This is a genomic window from Rhodopila sp., assembly GCF_035548235.1.
Taxonomy (GTDB): Bacteria; Pseudomonadota; Alphaproteobacteria; order Acetobacterales; family Acetobacteraceae; genus Rhodopila.
This window is the reverse complement of sequence record NZ_DASZTJ010000259.1, coordinates 1-17,415: the sequence shown is the minus strand read 5'-3', so window position 1 is coordinate 17,415 and position 17,415 is coordinate 1. Positions and strand designations below refer to the sequence as shown.

At 69.3% G+C, this 17,415-nt stretch carries 16 protein-coding genes; 7 read left to right on the top strand and 9 right to left on the bottom strand.

The window, feature by feature from the left end; translation table 11 throughout:
- Nucleotides 1-147: 147 nt before the first annotated feature.
- Nucleotides 148-858: an FMN-binding negative transcriptional regulator gene (locus VHB27_RS20940; protein ID WP_325604209.1), complete on the bottom strand. Its 711-nt coding sequence runs from the start codon at nucleotides 856-858 to the stop codon at nucleotides 148-150.
- Between the two features lie 208 nt (nucleotides 859-1,066).
- Here VHB27_RS20940 and VHB27_RS20935 point away from each other — a divergent pair, with 208 nt between their 5' ends.
- Nucleotides 1,067-2,131 carry a TauD/TfdA family dioxygenase gene (locus tag VHB27_RS20935; protein WP_325604207.1) on the top strand — a complete coding sequence of 355 codons (1,065 nt, stop codon included), beginning with the start codon at nucleotides 1,067-1,069 and terminating at the stop codon, nucleotides 2,129-2,131.
- Nucleotides 2,128-3,786: an ABC transporter substrate-binding protein gene (locus VHB27_RS20930; protein WP_325604203.1), complete on the top strand. Its 1,659-nt coding sequence runs from the start codon at nucleotides 2,128-2,130 to the stop codon at nucleotides 3,784-3,786. The genes VHB27_RS20935 and VHB27_RS20930 overlap by 4 nt, the downstream gene beginning before the upstream one ends.
- A 181-nt stretch (nucleotides 3,787-3,967) precedes the next feature.
- On the opposite strand, the gene VHB27_RS20925 is transcribed toward VHB27_RS20930, so the two are convergent.
- A complete protein-coding gene (locus VHB27_RS20925) occupies nucleotides 3,968-5,197 on the bottom strand; it encodes an argininosuccinate synthase (RefSeq protein ID WP_325604202.1) in 1,230 nt (409 codons plus the stop codon).
- A 125-nt stretch (nucleotides 5,198-5,322) separates the two neighbouring features.
- Here VHB27_RS20925 and VHB27_RS20920 point away from each other — a divergent pair, with 125 nt between their 5' ends.
- The 5 genes from VHB27_RS20920 (at nucleotide 5,323) to VHB27_RS20900 (ending at nucleotide 9,906) form a co-directional block, all read left to right on the top strand.
- Nucleotides 5,323-6,549 carry a glycosyltransferase family 4 protein gene (locus tag VHB27_RS20920; protein WP_325604200.1) on the top strand — a complete coding sequence of 409 codons (1,227 nt, stop codon included), beginning with the start codon at nucleotides 5,323-5,325 and terminating at the stop codon, nucleotides 6,547-6,549.
- Complete coding sequence (locus VHB27_RS20915) at nucleotides 6,546-7,727, top strand: glycosyltransferase family 4 protein (protein ID WP_325604198.1); 1,182 nt, start codon at nucleotides 6,546-6,548, stop codon at nucleotides 7,725-7,727. Before VHB27_RS20920 ends, VHB27_RS20915 begins: the two co-directional genes overlap by 4 nt.
- 176 nt (nucleotides 7,728-7,903) lie before the next feature.
- Entirely contained in the window at nucleotides 7,904-8,680 is a 777-nt protein-coding gene (locus tag VHB27_RS20910) for an HAD family hydrolase (protein ID WP_325604197.1), read from the top strand.
- The gene (locus tag VHB27_RS20905; RefSeq protein ID WP_325604195.1) at nucleotides 8,677-9,102 is read left to right on the top strand and encodes a PaaI family thioesterase; all 426 of its coding nucleotides are present in this window, start codon (nucleotides 8,677-8,679) and stop codon (nucleotides 9,100-9,102) included. Before VHB27_RS20910 ends, VHB27_RS20905 begins: the two co-directional genes overlap by 4 nt.
- Nucleotides 9,103-9,159: 57 nt before the next feature.
- Nucleotides 9,160-9,906 (top strand): ROK family protein, encoded by a 747-nt coding sequence (locus VHB27_RS20900; protein ID WP_325604194.1) that lies wholly within the window; start codon nucleotides 9,160-9,162, stop codon nucleotides 9,904-9,906.
- Between the two features lie 156 nt (nucleotides 9,907-10,062).
- Here VHB27_RS20900 and VHB27_RS20895 read toward each other — a convergent pair whose 3' ends face one another.
- From VHB27_RS20895 to VHB27_RS20865, 7 genes are all read right to left on the bottom strand, one after another.
- The gene (locus VHB27_RS20895; protein WP_325604192.1) at nucleotides 10,063-10,578 is read right to left on the bottom strand and encodes a F0F1 ATP synthase subunit B; all 516 of its coding nucleotides are present in this window, start codon (nucleotides 10,576-10,578) and stop codon (nucleotides 10,063-10,065) included.
- Between the two features lie 16 nt (nucleotides 10,579-10,594).
- A complete protein-coding gene (locus VHB27_RS20890; RefSeq protein ID WP_325604191.1) occupies nucleotides 10,595-11,164 on the bottom strand; it encodes a hypothetical protein in 570 nt (189 codons plus the stop codon).
- 54 nt (nucleotides 11,165-11,218) lie between these two features.
- Complete coding sequence (locus VHB27_RS20885) at nucleotides 11,219-11,443, bottom strand: ATP synthase subunit C family protein (RefSeq protein WP_325604189.1); 225 nt, start codon at nucleotides 11,441-11,443, stop codon at nucleotides 11,219-11,221.
- 78 nt (nucleotides 11,444-11,521) lie between these two features.
- Nucleotides 11,522-12,280, bottom strand: coding sequence for a F0F1 ATP synthase subunit A (locus VHB27_RS20880; protein ID WP_325604187.1), 759 nt, complete (start codon nucleotides 12,278-12,280; stop codon nucleotides 11,522-11,524).
- A 16-nt stretch (nucleotides 12,281-12,296) separates the two neighbouring features.
- The gene (locus VHB27_RS20875; protein ID WP_325604186.1) at nucleotides 12,297-12,611 is read right to left on the bottom strand and encodes an AtpZ/AtpI family protein; all 315 of its coding nucleotides are present in this window, start codon (nucleotides 12,609-12,611) and stop codon (nucleotides 12,297-12,299) included.
- Nucleotides 12,612-12,868: 257 nt separating this feature from the next.
- Nucleotides 12,869-14,899 carry an alpha/beta hydrolase domain-containing protein gene (locus VHB27_RS20870; protein WP_325604184.1) on the bottom strand — a complete coding sequence of 677 codons (2,031 nt, stop codon included), beginning with the start codon at nucleotides 14,897-14,899 and terminating at the stop codon, nucleotides 12,869-12,871.
- 190 nt (nucleotides 14,900-15,089) lie between these two features.
- A complete protein-coding gene (locus tag VHB27_RS20865; protein ID WP_325604182.1) occupies nucleotides 15,090-17,303 on the bottom strand; it encodes a hybrid sensor histidine kinase/response regulator in 2,214 nt (737 codons plus the stop codon).
- Nucleotides 17,304-17,415 lie beyond the last annotated feature (112 nt).

The window sequence follows — 17,415 nt, the reverse complement described above, 5'->3', positions numbered from 1 at the left end:
GGACGGCCGATCTGGCGGTAAGGCCGTCTGCGGCGGGAGGCGGCCGCCCGGGTTCGCCGCCTCGCCGCCGTTCGGCCTGACCGGACCATCCTGCGTCTCGGGAGACGGCCCGGCCGGGCCATGACGGGACGAGGCGCTCCTGCGGCGTCAAGACCGCGGGGCGTCGGACGGGACGCGGCTGAGCGCTTCCGTCACCGCCTCCGCCAGTTCCGCCCGGCCGTCGGCACGGAGGCCCTCGACGATCCCCGGACGATCGGCGGCGGGACGGTTCTGGCTCATTTTCACCTTCCCCTCCAACCGGGTGATCCGCAGCGAGATGCCGTAGATCCCCTTCAGCATGCCCTGGACGAAATCGGCTGGGGCGTCCGAAACCGCCCACGGCGCGGCGCGCGATGCCTCATGGGCGTCGGTCAGGCGGGTCACGACGGATAACAGCCGGTCCGGGTCGTCGAAGGTCTCCAGCACGCCATAGGCGTGGATCGCGGCGTAGTTCCAGGTGGGCACGACCTTCCCGTGCTCCTTCTTGGCCGCATAGTACGACGGCGTGATGTAGCCGCCGGGTCCCTGGAAGATCACCAGCGTCTCGACCGCCCCCGTCTCGACCGCCCCCGTCTCGACCGCCCTCGTCTCGACCACCCCGGCCGGCTGGCCGTCCAGCAGGCGCCGATGGGGGTTGGCCTTCGCCAGGTGGCCCACCAGCGTGCCGTAGGGGGCCGGTTCGGGATCGAGCAGCAGCGGCGCGTGGGACGCGAACAGCCCCTCGGCGGTCATCGACACCAGCGTCGCCGCACCGGCGCGGCGGATCGCCGCGTGCAGGATGTCGACCCGGTCTTCCTTGAAATGGGGCGGGATGTACATGCGTATGGCCCTGGCGTCTGGCTGCCTCGTTCGACGCCACCGTAGAGGGATAGCGGACCGATCGGAAGGATCGATTCCGGCCTGTTCGATCAGTCCAACTTGGGCCGGCACCGATGACGGACCTGGCAACGGGACTTGCCGCGCCGCAACAATTGCACGACACTTGTATGACGAACCGGAATGGTGTTCCCCAGCAGGGAGTTTTGCGATGGCCGATGGCATGAACGTTCCGTATCCCCGCCCCCTCGTCGAAGGACCATCGGCCTGGCTGGGACGCGATCTCACCGAACAGCCGGACAAGTGGATCTACCGCCTGTCCGCCGAGGAGATCGCCGAGATCGAAGCCGCGACCGAGACCGCGCTCGCCACCGGCAAGCCGATGGCGGCGATCACCCGGCAGGACTTCCCGCTCCCGACCGTCTCCCGGACGTTGGACGCCATCCGGCGGGATTTGCTGGACGGCATCGGCTTCGTGCTGATCCGCGGCTTCCCCACCGCGAACTACCAGATCGACCGCAACGCCCTGACGTTCTGGGGCATCGGCCGGCACCTGGGCAACCCGGTCTCGCAGAACACCCGCGGCCACCTGCTGGGCCATGTGCGCGATGTCGGCCTGGTCGCCGCGACGAATTTCCGGGCACGGGCGTCGCAGAGCCGGGAACGGCAGTTGTTCCACACGGACGGGTGCGACGTGGTGGGGCTGATGTGCCTCGCGACCGCCAAGAGCGGCGGGCTGTCGTCCCTGGTCAGTTCCATGACCGTCTACAACGAGATGGCGAAGCGCCGGCCCGACCTGGCGGAAAAGCTGTTCCAACCCATCGCCTTCGATCGCCGCGGCGAAATCCGCGAAGGCGAGGGCGAATGGTTCGCCATGCCGATCTTCAACGACCATGCCGGGCTGCTGTCGGTGTCGTTCACCGGCCGGAACGTCGGTTCCTCCCAGCGCCACGCCGATGCGCCGCGCAACCCGCAGGACGCGATCGACCTGTTCACCAGCATCGCCGAGGAGCCGGACCTGCGCCTGGACATGAAGTTGGAGGTGGGCGACATGCAGTTCGTCCACAACTACACCGTCCTGCACGACCGCACGGCGTATGAGGACTGGCCGGAACCGGAGCGCAAGCGCCATCTCCTGCGCCTTTGGATCGCCGCCGACGGCGCCCGGCCCTTGCCCGAGACCTATATCGCCCGCTACGGCAGCATCGAGGTCGGCAACCGTGGCGGCATCCAGGCGAAGGACACGGTTCTGAAGACGCCGCTGGTCGCAGATTGAGACCGGCTAGGCTTACGCGCGCGACCGCCCTGCGCGGTCTCGCCGCGACACTCGTCGCCCTCGCCTGCGCCGGCCTGCTTCCGATGGGCCTGCCCCCGATGGGCCGGACCGGCGTCGCCTGGGCCCAGGCGGCATCGGTTCCCAAATCGACGCTGCGCGTCTCGCTCAACACCGAACTCCAGGTGCTGGACCCGATCGTCACCACGATCAACGCCACCCGCGTCTTCGCGCACATGGTCTTCGACACGCTGGTCGGCGTCGACAGCAAGGGGGTCTACCGGCCGCAGATGCTGCAGGGCTGGACGGTCAGCGACGACCGGCTGACCTGGACCTTCACCCTGCGCGACGGCCTGGCCTTTTCCGACGGCACCGCCGTGACGTCGGCGGACTGCGTCGCCTCCATCAAGCGCTGGGCGACGAAGGAGGCGATGGGCGAGCAGTTGATGGACGCGACCGCCTCGCTGACCATCGTCGACGACAAGACGTTCCAGTTGAAACTGAAACGGCCCTACGGCTTCGTGCTGGAGGCGCTGGGCAAGCCCGGCCACCATATCCCGGTGATCATGCCCAAGCGGCTGGCCGACCTGCCGTCGGACAAGCCGGTGCCGGAGATCGTAGGCAGCGGCCCCTATATCTTCCGCCAGGACCTGTGGCAGCCCGGCAATCTGGCCGTGCTGGACCGCAACCCGGACTACAAGCCGCGGCCGGAACCCGCCGACGCCCTGGCCGGCGGCAAGGTGGCCAAGATGGACCGCGTGGACCTGATCAGCATCCCCGACCAGGCGACCCGCGTGGCCGCGCTGCAGGCCGATGAGCTGGACATGCTGGAGATCGTGCCGGCGGACTTCATCCCCGTCCTGCGCCGCGATCCCCACATCGTCATCGGCCAGACCAAGGGCGCCGACCAGATCATGGCCATCATCGTCCTGAACCACATGCAGCCGCCGTTCAACAACCTGAAGGTCCGGCAGGCAGCGCAGGCGGCGATCAACCAGTCCGACGTGATGGCCTCGCTGGGCCTGCCCGGCGACATGTACCTCAAGAGCTGCGAATCGCTCTTCATGTGCAACGCACCGCTGAGTTCGACCGCGGGGACCGAGGTGTTCCGGAACGCAGGCATCGAACGGGCGAAGGAACTGCTGAAAGAGTCCGGCTATCACAACGAGCCGATCGCGTTCCTGCACGCCTCCAGTTCGGCGCTGCTGAACCCGATCGGCCTCGTGGTGGCGGATGAGCTGAAGCAGGCCGGCTTCAACGTCGACCTCAAGACCTCGGACTACGCGACGGTGGCGCAGCGGCGGTTCAGCCGGGAGCCGGTGGAGAAAGGCGGCTGGAGCATCGTGCCGCTGATCGCCAACGGCATCGACATGGTCAACCCGCTATCCAATGTCGGCATTTCCTACAACTGTATCGACGGCCAGTTCGGCTGGTACTGCGATCCGCAGATCACGTCGCTGCTGAAACAACTGTCCGTCGCCAAACCGGAGGAGCGCCAGGCGATCGCGGACAAGCTGCAGGAGCGGTTCCACCGGAACGTGAACCTGATCCTGGGCGGACAGTTCGCCGGCCCGCCGGCCTACCGAGCGGAGTTGAAAGGCGTGATGCCGTTCAGCTTTCCGCTGCTGTGGAACATCGAACGGGTGTCGGACCAGTAGCGGACGAGACTGACGGCGCCTCTCCGCCACGCCCGGCTGCGAACGCGCCACGCCCCGGCTGCAGGCTCGTCACGGCCCGGCTCGACCGGGCCGTCCCCGTCCGTTGCGGCACGGGTGGTCCCGGTCAAGCCGGACCGGGACGTGACGGGGAAGGACCGGCGGCAGCCGCCCCTACCGGGCGCTACAGCGCCCCGCCGCGGCGCCCGGCCATCGCGCCCAGCCGCAGCCGCAGCGCGTTCAGCTTGATGAAGCCCTGGGCGTCGAACTGGTCGTACGCGCCCTGGTCTTCCTCGAACGTCACCACCTTCATCGAATACAGGCTGTTCGGGCTCTCGCGTCCGACGCAGGTGACGTTGCCCTTGTACAGCTTCAGCCGCACCCGGCCGGTCACGCTGTGCTGGCTCGCGTCGATGGCCGCCTGCAGCATCCGCCGCTCCGGGCTGAACCAGAAACCGTTGTAGATCAGCTCGGCGTATTTCGGCATCAGGCTGTCTTTCAGATGCGCCGCCTCGCGGTCCAGCGTGATGCTCTCGATCGCCCGGTGCGCCGCCAGCAGGATCGTGCCGCCGGGGGTCTCGTAGACGCCGCGCGACTTCATGCCGACGAAACGGTTCTCCACCAGGTCCAGCCGTCCGATGCCGTTGGCCTTGCCCAACGCATTCAGTTTCGTCAGCAACGACGCCGGCGACAGCGTCTCGCCGTCGATCGCCACCGGGTCGCCGTGCTCGAAATCCATCGAGATGATCGTCGCCTTGTCCGGCGCGTCCTCCGGCCGGATGGTGCGCTGGTAGACGATCTCATCGGCCTCCATGCCGGGGTCTTCCAGGATCTTCCCTTCCGAGGACGAGTGCAGCAGGTTGGCGTCGACGCTGAACGGCGCTTCGCCGCGCTTGTCCTTGGCGATGGGGATCTGGTTCGCTTCGGCGAATTCCAGCAGCCTGGTGCGGCTGGTCAGGTCCCACTCGCGCCACGGGGCGATGATCTTGATGTCCGGCTTCAGCGCGTAATACGACAGCTCGAACCGCACCTGGTCGTTGCCCTTGCCGGTCGCGCCGTGGGCGACGGCGTCGGCGCCGACCTGTTCGGCGATCTCGATCTGGCGCTGTGCGATCAGCGGGCGGGCGATCGACGTGCCCAGCAGGTACTGCCCCTCATAGACCGTGTTGGCGCGGAACATCGGGAAGACGAAGTCCTTCACGAAGGTTTCCCGCAGGTCGTCGATGAAGATCTCCTTCACGCCGAACATCTCGGCCTTGGCGCGGGCGGGGGCCAGTTCCTCGCCCTGCCCCAGGTCGGCGGTGAAGGTCACGACCTCGCATCGATAGGTCGTCTGCAGCCAGCGCAGGATCACGCTGGTGTCCAGGCCGCCGGAATAGGCGAGCACGACCTTCTTCACATCCTTGACCGCCATGGCGCGCGACCTTTGCTGCGTTGGAAAGGCGCGGCGTAGCGCCAGTCCCGCCCGCGCGCAACCGTTCCGATCCGCGTGGCTGCCATTAAGTCATTCTTAACCGGCCGCCCGCATCATCCGGCCCCATGCACCAGCACGCGGCCCCGGTTTTCGCGCCCAGCCTGCCGCACCGGCTATGGCGGCGCCTGCCGGCCGATGCGCGCCGCCGCGCCCTCGCCCGCGTCACCGGCTGGCTCGTTTCCCGGCCGAAGCCCGGGCCGGTCTGCCCGGGCCTCGCCATCGCGGGCGAATTCTCCCGCGCATCCGGATTGGGCGAAGGCGCGCGGCTGATGGCCACGGCGGCGCGAGCGGCCAACCTGCCGGTCTGGACGATCGACCTGCCGCCGCTGGCCGGCGGACCGGGCGGCATCCCCATGGAGATGCCGGCAGACGGAACCAGCCTGCCGCCGCCGCACGTCCCGCTGGTCCTGCACGTGAACGGCCCGCTGCTGCCGCTGGCGCTGCTGCGCCTGCCGCGATCGGTGACCCGGCATCGGCCGATCGTCGGCTACTGGGCGTGGGAACTGCCGGACGTCCCCGACGACTGGCGCCCCGCCGCCGCTTGCGTGACCCAGGTCTGGACCCCCTCCCGCTTCACCGCCGCGGCGCTGGACCCGCTGCTGCCCGGCCGCGTGCGCGTCGTGCCGCCGCCGCTGGCCGAGGTCGCGCCGTGCCCCTCGCCGCGCGACCGGTCGGGTTTCGGCCTGCCGGAGGCGGCGGTGATCGTGCTGGTGTCGTTCAACCTCGCCTCCTCCTGCGCCCGCAAGAACCCGTTCGCGGCCATCGCCGCCTTCCGAACCGCCTTCGGCGACCGCCCCGACCGCTTCCTGCTGCTCAAGCTCGGGCACGCCGACCACGCACCGGCCGACCATGCCCGCATCGCCGCGTTGGTGGCGGGGACGGCGAATATCCGGCTGGAGACGCGATGCTTCTCGCCGGCCGACAACCAGGCGCTGATCGCCTGTGCCGACATCGTGCTGTCGCTGCATCGCGCCGAGGGGTTCGGCCTGGTCCTCGCCGAGGCCATGCTGCTGGGCAAGCCGGTCGTCGCCACCGCCTGGTCGGGCAGCACCGAGTTCATGGACGACCGCAGCGCCGTCCTGATCCCCTGCCGCCTGGTGCCGGCCCGCGACGACCGCGCGGTCTATCGGGGCGCCTGGGCGGAGCCGGACGTGGCCGAGGCGGTGGCGGCGCTGCGCCGGCTTGCCGACGACCCGGCCCTGCGGAACCGGATCGGCCTCGCCGCGCAGCGTCACGCTCGGACATGCCTGACCGCCGAACCGCTGCTGCGGGCGGTCGAGGCGCTGCGATGAACGTGCTGGTCTGGCAATGGGGCCGGCGCGGCGCCGGACCGCGCTTCGCCGCCTGCCTGGCGCGGGCGCTGGCGGACCATCCCGGCCTGTCCGTGTCCCTGTCGCTGTGCCGCGACGCCGAGATCATGCGCGGCCCCGAGGCGCCCGACTGCCGGATGCCGGTGACGACGTATCGCGGGATGGTCTCGCTGCTGCTGCGGCTGGCGACCGCGCCGCTGGCATTGCCCTGGTTGGTGCGGCGCGTCGGCGCGCTGCGTCCGGACCTGGCGATCTGCGCCATGCCCGGCCCGCTCGACCTGCCGATGGCCGTGGCGCTGCGCCTGGTCGGCTGCCGGGTCGCGGTGATCGTGCACGAGGCCGAGGCGCATACCGGCGACGGGTTTCCGCTGCAGATGACGCTGCAGCGCCTGCTGTGCCGCACGGCCAACGACGTGGTGGCGCTGACGGGCCATGTGGCGCGGGGGCTCAGGCGGCAGGGCTTCGGCGACGCCGTGCCGTTCCGGCACCCGCCCTTCGCCTTCGCCATGCCCCGTGCGCCGCGCCCGTCGGGACCGCCGCGCCTGCTGTGCTTCGGCCGGCTGCTGCCTTACAAGGGCCTGGACCTGCTGGCGGAGGCGTTGAGCGGCCTCTCCGGCGTCGAGGTGCGGGTGGCCGGCCTGGGGCCGGAAAGCGCCGCGCTGGCCGCCCTGCGCGCCTGCCCCGGCGTGACGGTGGAAAACCACTGGGTCCCGGAGACCGCGATCGGCGCCCTGCTGGCCTGGGCCGACGCGGTGGTCCTGCCTTATCGTGACGCAAGCCAAAGCGGCGTCGCCGCGGCCGCCCTCGCCGCCGGGCTTCCCGTCATCGCCACGCGCGTCGGCGGCCTGGCCGAACAACTGGCCGGCGCGGAGCACGCCTATCTGTGCGAACCGGACCCGGCTTCGCTGGCCGGCGCGATCGGCCGGTGGCTGGCCGCCCCGCCCTGCCCCGCGGCGGAGGACCGCACGGACTGGACGCGCGCGCAGTGGCGGGACGCATCCTGGGCGCTGGTCCAGGCGCTGACGCCGGCCGAAGCGCGGCAAAGCGGCGTTTTACCAGGCGCCGCCGCCATCGGTGCCCCTCTCGTCATGGCCGGGCTTGTCGCGGCGACCCGCTCAGCGACGGTGAAGCATCGGTGGCCGGGACAGGCGCGGCCATGACGAGAGGGGGACGGTCCGTCCACGTTTCGGCGTGCATGCGGATGCGATAAGGCGAAGCCTGGCCATGACGGCGCTTCGTCCGTGCTCCGGGGCCTCCCCCCGGCCACCGGAACATTGCCAGCCGGCCGCCAAAGCAACATGATCGGCGCCCCTGATCCCCAGCCCCAAGGCGGTTCATGCCCGTTCGCGCAGTCTGTTTCGACGTCGGCGAGACCCTGATCGACGAGACCCGCCATTGGCTGGAATGGGCCGAATTCCTGGACGTCCCCGCCATGACGCTGTTCACCGCGATCGGCGTCGTGATGGAGCGCGGCGAATCGCTCCGCCGCGTCTTCGACATCTTCCGCCCCGGCCTCTCGCCCAACGAGGCGCGGAAGCTCCGCGCCGCGCAGGGATGGGCCTATGAGTTCATCGCCGCCGACCTCTATCCCGACGCCCTTCCCTGCCTGACGGCGCTGCGGGACCGCGGCTACAAGGTGCTGATCGCCGGCAACCAGCCGGTGGAGTCCGAGGCCTCGCTGGCGCGGCTGGAACTGCCGGCGGACGTGATCGCGTCCTCGGCCGGCTGGGGCGTGTCAAAGCCGGACCCCAGGTTCTTCCAGAAGGTCGTCGAGATCGCCGGCGTGCCCGCCGACCAGATCGCCTATGTCGGCGACCGGCTGGACAACGACGTGCTGCCGAGCCGGACGGCGGGGATGGTGTCGGTGTTCCTGCGCCGCGGACCCTGGGGCTGGATCCATGCCGAGAAACCGGAGATGGAGCAGGCGCATATCCGGATCGACAGCCTGCTCGACCTGCCGGACCGGCTGGCGGCCCTGCGGGACGCGCCCTCCGGGGAGACGCCCTCCGGGGGGACGCCCTCTGGTGGGACGCCCTCTGGCGGGACGCCCTCTGGCGGGACGCCCTTTGGTGGGACGCCCTCTGGTGGGACGCCCTTTGGGACGGTGCCATGAGCGGCTATGACCCCGCGGCGAACGGCTGGCGGGCGCTGACGGGCGCCGCGATGCCCGGCGGCCTGGGCGTGCCCTGGGCGCGCAAAGTTGATGACCGCTGGCGCTACGGGCTGCTGACCGGACCGGAGCATGCGAACCCGGCCAGCGTCGTGCATGGCGGCGTGCTGATGGCGTTCGCCGACCACGGGCTGAGCTTCCTGGCCTGGGAGGCAGCCGAGCGGGCGGCGTGCGCAACAATCCAGCTCAACACTCATTTTTTGGACGCGACCCGGCTGGGCGAGTTCCTCGAATTGCAGGGTGAGGTCACGCGGCGCACGCGCGCGCTGGTGTTCGTGAAAGGCACGATCGCGGCGCTGGGCGCGCGAAGCGAACGGCCGGTGGGCGCGGTCGACGGGATCTGGCGGATTCTTCGCCAGGAGTAGTCTTTTCTTGCTAAGCTCTTATCTTCTGGCGTGACACCGGTTTGAAACGAGCGGACCATGGATAGCGAACACTTGCCGGCGGAACGGTCTTCGCCGCTGACCCTGGCGATCGATATCGGCGGGACTCACCTCAAGGCCGGGTTGCTGGATGCGTCGGGGCAGATGGTGAAAGGTCCCGACCATGTGGACACGCCGCACGACGTGCCGCCCAAGGCCATCGTCGACAAGCTGGTCGAACTGGCGAAGCCGCTGGGCCGGTTCGACCGGGTTTCCGTGGGGTTCCCCGGGGTCGTGCGACACGGCTACGTGCTGACGGCGCCGAACCTGGGCACCAAGGCCTGGCGCAACTTCCCGCTGGCCTCGGCGCTGATGGAGAAGCTGGACAAGCCGGTCCGCATGCTCAACGACGCCGAGGTGCAAGGCCTGGGCGTGATCACCGGCAAAGGCCTGGAATGCGTCATCACGCTGGGCACGGGGATGGGCTTCGCGCTGTTCGAGGACGGCCGCCCGGCGCCGCACCTGGAACTGAGCCAGCATCCGGTCCACAAGGGCAAGACCTATGACCAGTTCCTGGGCGTCGCGGCCTTCAAGGCCGTCGGCCGGAAGCGCTGGAACAAGCGGCTGCAGCGCGCGTTGGACTGCATCACCACGCTGGTCGGGTACGACACGCTCTATATCGGCGGCGGGAATGCCAAGCAGGTGGACCTGACGCTGCCGGCGAACGTGAAGCTGGTGTCGAACGATGCCGGGATCACCGGTGGCGTCCGGCTTTGGGGACCGGCGCTGGACCCGGTGTTTTCATAGGGCCGGGTTCCGCCGTCTGCGACGCGTGACGCGGGCGGAAAGGGCCGTGGATGGGCGACCTTCGCCGATCACGACGGGGGAGGCGCCAACCCCGTTCCGATCCCCCGATTTAGCGCCCTCCGCGCCTGCGGCGCTCGGACGGTTCCCGTGCGGGGCTCACGCCGCGTGGCGGGCGGCCAGGGCGCCTGGGAGTTGGGTGATCGCCTGGTCGATCAGCGCGGCATCCGCTTCGGGGGTCAGTTCCTCGGTCAGCACCTGACGCGCGGCGGTCGTCGCGATGTCGGCGGCGGCCATGCGGACTTCGTCGACCGCGGCTTTCTCGGCCGCGGCGATGCGGTCGATCGCCATTTTCTCACGCCGCTTGGCACTCGCCTCGGCTTCCGCGGCGGCGGCGGCGGTGATGCGGGCGGCTTCGGCCCTGGCGCCTTCGATCAGCGCCTTGGCGTCGGCCACCGCCTCGGTCCGCTGCTTTTCCGCGTCTTTCAGCATGGCATCGGCCTCGCGGCGCAATGCCTGGGCTTCCTCCAGTTCCGCCTTCACCTTCTCGGCCCTGGCGTCGAGCATGCCGGCCAGCGCGCCCCACAACTTCTTCCCGAACAGGACGAAGAACAGGATGAACGCCAGGACGACCCAGTTCCTGGGTTCGGCGAAGAAGCTGGGTTCCTCGTGCATGATGGTCTTTCCCTGCTCAGCCGATGCCGCGCGTCGCCATGGCCGCCCCGACCGCCTTGTCGACGGCGGCGGCGTTGGCGGGCACGCCGCTCAGGCGCGACACCACCAGCGAGGCGGTTTCCGTCGCCACCTGCCGCACCGCCCCCATGGCGGAGACGCGGGCCTGGGCGATCTGTGCCTCGGCATCGTGGAGCTGCTTGTCCAGCCGCGCGTTCAGCGTCTCCGCCTGGCTGGCGGCCGCCGCCTTCGCCTCGTTCACCGCGGCGTTGATGGCGTTCTGCGCGTCGGCGCGGGCCTGTTTCTGCGCCGTCAGGGCCTGCGCCGAGTCGGCGTCCGCCTTCGCCTTGGCCGCCCGCGCGGCGTCGAGGTCGGCGGAGATCTTCGCGGCGCGTTCGTCCAGCACCGAGGCCACGCGCGGCAGCCCGCCGCGTGCCAGCAGGATATACAGGACGATGAAGATGATCGCGCCCCACACGACCTGCGCGGTCGTCAGCGGGTTCGCCAGGTCGAGCTGCGGCATCCCCACCGCCATCGCGACGGTCGGGAACGTCAACAGGGCCACTGCCAGACCGAGAATCGGCTTCATCGTGCTCGCCTTCACGCTGCTAACCGGACGCGCGGCACCGCGCGCCCACCCTTGTCAGACGAAGAGGATGATGAACGCGATGACCAGGGCGTACAGCGCGACGGCTTCCGTCAGCGCGAAGCCAAGGATCGCGAGGCCGAACACGCGGTCGCGGGCTGCCGGGTTGCGGGCCACGCTGGTCACCAGCGAGCCGAAGATGGTGCCCATGCCGATGCCGACGCCGGCGAGCGCGATCATGGCGATACCGGCACCGATCATCTTGGCGGAAGCGACGTCCATAGTCCTAGTTCCTTTCGTTATCAGTTCGCACGGGCGGCATTGGTGCCCGGTCGTCCAGAGGGGGTGGAGGGTAGTCGGTCAGTGCAGGTGAACCGCATCGTGCAGGTAGATGCAGGTCAGCACCGCGAAGACATAGGCTTGCAGGGTCGCGACCAGCAGCTCGAACCCGATCAGGAGCGTGTTGACCCCAAGCGAGACAGCGGCCGGGAAGTAGCCCAGCAACCCCAGGCCGCCAAGCATGACGATGAAGGAGCCGAACACCTCCAGCATCACGTGGCCGGCCATCATGTTGGCGAAAAGACGAACCGACAGCGAGATGATGCGCGAGAGGTAGGAAATCAGCTCGATCACCACCATCAGCGGCAGCAGCACCTTGGGGACGCCCTGCGGCACGAAATAGCTGAACCAGTGCAGCCCGTGCTCCTTCAGCCCGACGATGGTCACCAGGATGACCACCAGCAGCGCCAACGCCAGGGTCACGACGATGTGGCTGGTGAAGGTGAAGAACAGCGGGAACACGCCCAGCAGGTTGCCGAACAGGATGAAGAAGAACAGCGTGAAGACGAAGGGGAAGAACTTCCGCCCTTCCTCGCCGATCGTTTCGACGCACATCGACAGGATCGATTCGTATCCCATCTCGGCCGCGGCCTGCAGCCGGCCCGGCACCATGGCGCGGGGGCGCATGCCGACATAGAGCAGCGCCAGCACGGCCACGCCGGCGACGACCATCATCAGGTTCGATTGCGTGAAATTGACGGACTCGCCGATGAAACCCAATGCCGGGTGAAGCTGGAACTGGCCCAGCGCGTCGATGCTGTTCGAACCCTCGGCCGCCACGCTGCCTTGCTCCTACTCACTTGCCATCCGGCTTTGGCGCGAACAGGCGCCAAAGATTCGCCACACCGGCCGCTCCGCCCACCGGGACAAACACGGCCGTCAGGATCGGCGTGGTGTGGAAGACCCGGTCCAGCCCATAGCCGATGGCGACCGCCACCACCATAGCCGATACCAGTTCGATCCCCACCCGCAAGCCGATGGACCAGGCCGACCCGCCGATCGCGTCCTTATCCAAGGACGACTTGGGCGGGGCGTCGAGGCCCTGTTTGCGGCGGGCAGCCTGAAGACGACCCTCGAACGAGGAGTCCGGGTTGCCCTGCTCCTGAACCATGCTTGCCTCCTGGCAACATTACATGCCGGAAAGCGGGGGCTTGCTACCCAGGGGGTAAGCGGGTGTCAAGGACGTGAACGGTATTTCTGTCCCGGAACTTGTCGAGCCGCGATCTCAGGGACGCCAGGGTGGCGGATTTGACGCAAAACGGCCGGCCAGGAGGGTGAATTCGTTGCGGTTCCAGCGGCCGGGAAACAGCCCCGGGGAACACCCTGGAAAACACCCGGAAAACATCCCTTGGCGGGGGAACATCGGCGTCATCGGTCCGGTGCGGCCGGGTCCAGCCCCACCACATGCCTGGCGGGGCACCACCCGGCAGCGGCGGCGGCACAGCGTTCGACGTCCTCCTCCAGCATCAGGCCCTGCGCCACCAGTGCTTTCGCCGCGCGGCGGATCGCGGCCACATAGGCGTCGGCATCCGGGTAGCGGTCCTGCACCGAAAGCCGCGGATCGACCGTCATCGCACGTTCGGACTCAGTGTCGGGGAACGGGATATAGCTGCCCTCGAACCGCCACTGCGCGCCGTGGCCATGGCCCCGTGCCCGGGGGTTCCACCCCGTGTAGGTGCCCAAGGGCGCCTGCACCATCGGCGCGCGCACCCCCGCCACGTCGTTGCCGTCCACGTCGACCGACGGCACCAGGACGGTGTAGCGCAGGCCCAGCCCGCCTTCCGGATCGTTGCGGCCGGGCACGAGACGCGGCGGTTCCGACAGGACCCCCCGCTCGGCGTCCGGCCCGAAATCCAGCAGCGGCAGCGCGTTCGGCTCCGCCAGGCGCATCACGCCCTGGATGCGCGGGAACTGCTCCGCCCAGGTCGCGTAGTCCACCAGCGTGCCGTCCGCGCGCATCGGCACCGCGCTGTCCGGCGGGTTCGTCCCGTCCGTCGCCCAGGCGTCCATCGCATCCATCATCGCGCGGAACAGCATCGAGGTCGCGACGGAGTTGGAGAGGTTCTGCCCGATCCCCCTCGCCGGCGCCGCCAGCAGCGGATTGGCGGAATGCTGGGAGCTCGACCAGAAATACACCCGCACCGTCTCGGGCTGCGGCAGGTCGTTGCCCAGCGTGTCGGTATGCACCAGCGACCCGCGCCGCACCCAGTACTCCGTCGCCGTCTGGGTATGGAACACCAGCGGGTCGGTCGAGGGCCGCTTGAGGATCGCGTCCTCGTTCCCCGTCAGGTGGTCCACCGACGGGGCGTAGGAGAACGGGAAGCTGTCGGCGATGTTGAAATGGTCCTCGTATTGCTGCCCGCCCGAGACGATCGGGCTGGCGAAACGGTGGTTCAGCCATTTCCGGCCCGCGCCGGCGACATGCGGCATCAAGCCGTCGAACACCCGCCGTCCCTCGGCGTCGCCGTTGTAGCCGCGATAGATGAAGTCGCGGATGCAGCGCCCGGTCTGCGAGCGCCCCCAGCCATAGGCCATCGTCAGCCCGGCCAGGGGGTTCGCCTCACCCGTCTCGTATTTCAGGAAGCTGACGAAGTCGCGCACCGCGACGTGGCCCAGGCCCATCACCTTGGGGTCGCGGGCGGTATAGGTGATCTCGTGGATCCAGCCCGGCTTGAACCCGGCGGGGTAATGGATGAACCGGTCGGACGGCACCAGCGCGTGTTCCGTCCCCGCCGCCTCCGCCCCCGATCCCGCGACCTGCTGGGCGAAGGCCCATTCCGAGGCCGGGATCGTCTCCGGCGGATCATACGGATAGCGGCGGCGGGTCAGGACCGCGTCCGGGTTCTCCGCGATCGGATAGGAATGGGCCGGGACCCGCCCGCTCAGAGGCACCGTGTACAGGGTCTGGGCGTCGGCGATGATCTCGGACCGGACGCGCCCGGTGATCGGCCGGCCGTCTTCGGTCGCCACCGGCACGTCCAGGACCAGGCGGCCGTCGCCGGGCAGGATGTCGCCTTCCCATGCCAGCCAGGCGATCGCGTAGCCGCGGCGCATCAGGAACCCGTTGCCGGCATGGGCGGCGGTGACCGGGTCGTTGCTGTGCGGGGCATCGTTGAAGAATTGCAGCGCCCGCTTGTTGCCGCGGTTGCCCCAGTCGAAGAACAGCCGGCCGTTGCCGCCGTCGGTGGGGCGCAGGATCATGAAATCGGCCGCGAAGCGCACCATCCCGTCCTCGTCGCGCGGCGCCAGGTCGATGTCGACGACGTCCGCCTGCGCCGGCGCCTCGGGGTCGACGGCGAACAGCACCCGGCCGGTCAGCCGCTCATAGGCGCCGGTGTCGCCAAAGATAAGACCATCCGCGAACGGGCGGCGATCGTCGATGCGAATGGTCAGGGCCATGGTCCGGGTCCTTTGCGCCAGCGCGCCAATATGAGGCGGACCAGTGTGGGCGGCTGTCCCGGCCGGTCAAGTCATTCCGGCGCGCGGCGACAGCCTGCCGCCGTCACGGCGGGCGCAGGCCCGCCATCCCCGTCTCGCGATGCCGATGCAGCGGACCGGCGCGGATGGCGGGATCGGCGCGGGGGGCGGCTCAATCCCCCGAACTGGCGACCGCCTCCCGCCGTTCCGCCAGCGCGGCCTCCACGGCGCGATGCAGGTCCGCGGCGCCGAAGGGCTTGCGGATCAGCGGGTGGTTCAGGCTCCAGGCCTCGTCCAGCGGGTCGGCGTAGCCGGACACGAACAGCACCGGCAGGTCGGGCCGCCGCTCCCGCGCCGCGGCGGCAAGCTGCGATCCGTTCATCCCCGGCATCACCAGGTCGGTCATCAGCACGTCGATCGCGCCGTCACGCTCCAGCATCGCCAGGGCGCTTTCCCCGCTGCCGGCCTCCCGCACCGTGTAGCCGAGGTCCGCCAGCATCGTCGCGGCGACAGCGCGGACCGCGTCGTCGTCGTCCACCAGCAGGATCGTGCCGGTGGACCCGCGCAGGCCCCCGACGGCATCCACGACGGCCGCGCCGGCCGGCTCGACCAGGGCGCGCGGCAGGTCGACCGTCACCACCGTCCCTTGCCCGACATCCGACTCGATCTTCACCGCCCCGCCGGATTGCCTGGCGGTGCCGAAGACCTGGGAGAGGCCGAGGCCCGAACCGGCGCCGGGGGCCTTGGTGGTGAAGAACGGCTCGAACACGTGCGCCAGCACGTCGGGCGGGATGCCCACGCCCGTGTCGCGCACGACGATGCGGACATAGTCCCCGGCGGGCGGCGCGTCGGGGCTGCTCGACGGCGCGCGGAACGTGTTCGCGGTGGCGATGGTGATCGTTCCGGGTTCCGCCAGCGCGTCGCGGGCGTTGATGACCAGGTTCAGGATCAGCAGCTCGACCTGGCTCTGGTCCACCATCGCCGGCCACAGGTCCGCGGCAAGGTCGAGCCGGATGCGCGCCCGCGGCCCGACCGCGCTGTCCAGCAGGTTCTGCATGCCGCGGATGGTGTCGTTCAGGTCGACCGGCTTCGGCATCAGCGGCTGGCGCCGCGCAAAGGACAGAAGGTGGCTGGTCAGCGTGGCGCCGCGCTGGGCGGCGGACCGGATCGCGTCCAGGCGGGACGCCATCGCGCCGTCCGGAACCGCCGCCCGGCGCTGCAGGATATCGACATTCCCCAGAACCACGGTCAGCAGGTTGTTGAAATCATGCGCGACGCCGCCGGTCAACTGGCCGATCGCCTCGATCCGCTGCGCCTGCCGCAGCTTCGCCTCGGTGCGCTCGCGTTCCGCGATCTGCTGCATCATCCGGTTGCTGGCCTGCTCCGCCGTCATCCGCGCATGATGCGCCTGCTCCAGAAGGTGCTCGATCTGCTGCGACCGCCGCGCCAGGGTCAGCAGCAGGAACACCACCAGGCCGCCGAGCGCCAGCGCGACCACCACCAGCGCATAGGCGCCGTGCCGCCAGTCGAGCAGCACCCGTCCTTGTTCGACCGAAACCATGACCGCGAGCGGAAACGCCTTCAGCGCCCGGATCGCGACGACCCGCGTGTTGCCGTCCAACGGACTGTCCATGACCAGCGTGCCGGCCATTTCCTTGGACAGGATGTTCTTGAACGGCGGCAGGTCGCCGTAGCTGGTGCCGATGATGGCGTCATCGTGCGGGAAGCGGGCCAGCAAGGTCCCGTCGCGCAGATGCAGGTTGATGGCGCCGTTCTCGCTGAGTTCGACGGCGCGGTAGAAGTCCTCGAAATAGTTCAGCGCGATCGTCCCGACGGCAAGGCCGTTCAGGGTGCCGTCATGGCGCATCGGCCGGCTCAGCAGGGCATACCAGTGTCGATCGGCGCCCTGGAACGGCGTGCTGATCAGCAGGCCCGCCTTGGGGTCGGCGCGGTAGCGCGCCAGCAGGGCCCCGACGATGGCACCCGGGGCGTATTCGGTCCCCGGATCGGTGCCCACCAGCACATGGCCGTCGGCATCCAGGACCGTCACCGCGCGGAGCTGCCGCACGCTGCCGATCCGCCGCCGCAACAGATCGTCGACGCCGGCCAGCGAATGGTTCTGCACCAGGTGGAGCTGCACCGTCTCCATCGCGCTGCCCACCAGCAGGTCCACGGCCTCCACCGCTCGGCCCGTCTGTTCGGCGAACACCATGTCCAGCCGCGACATCTGCCGCTCTGTTTCCGAAATGATCGCGCTGCGGGACGCGGCGATCTCATACCAGGCAGCCAGACAGACCAGCAGGATGAAGAAAGCGGCGACGATCTTGAGAGCCGTGCTGACTGAAACCAGTCTGCGATGCTGAGGACCGCCGAAAAGGCTCCTCATGTGAAATGACCCATGTGATCCGTAATGTTCACGACCTCGTTAGCATGGATCATCGGCGCCAGGACTTCCAGATCATGGTTTCGTGATCACGGCCGGCCGAAGGACAGGTCTC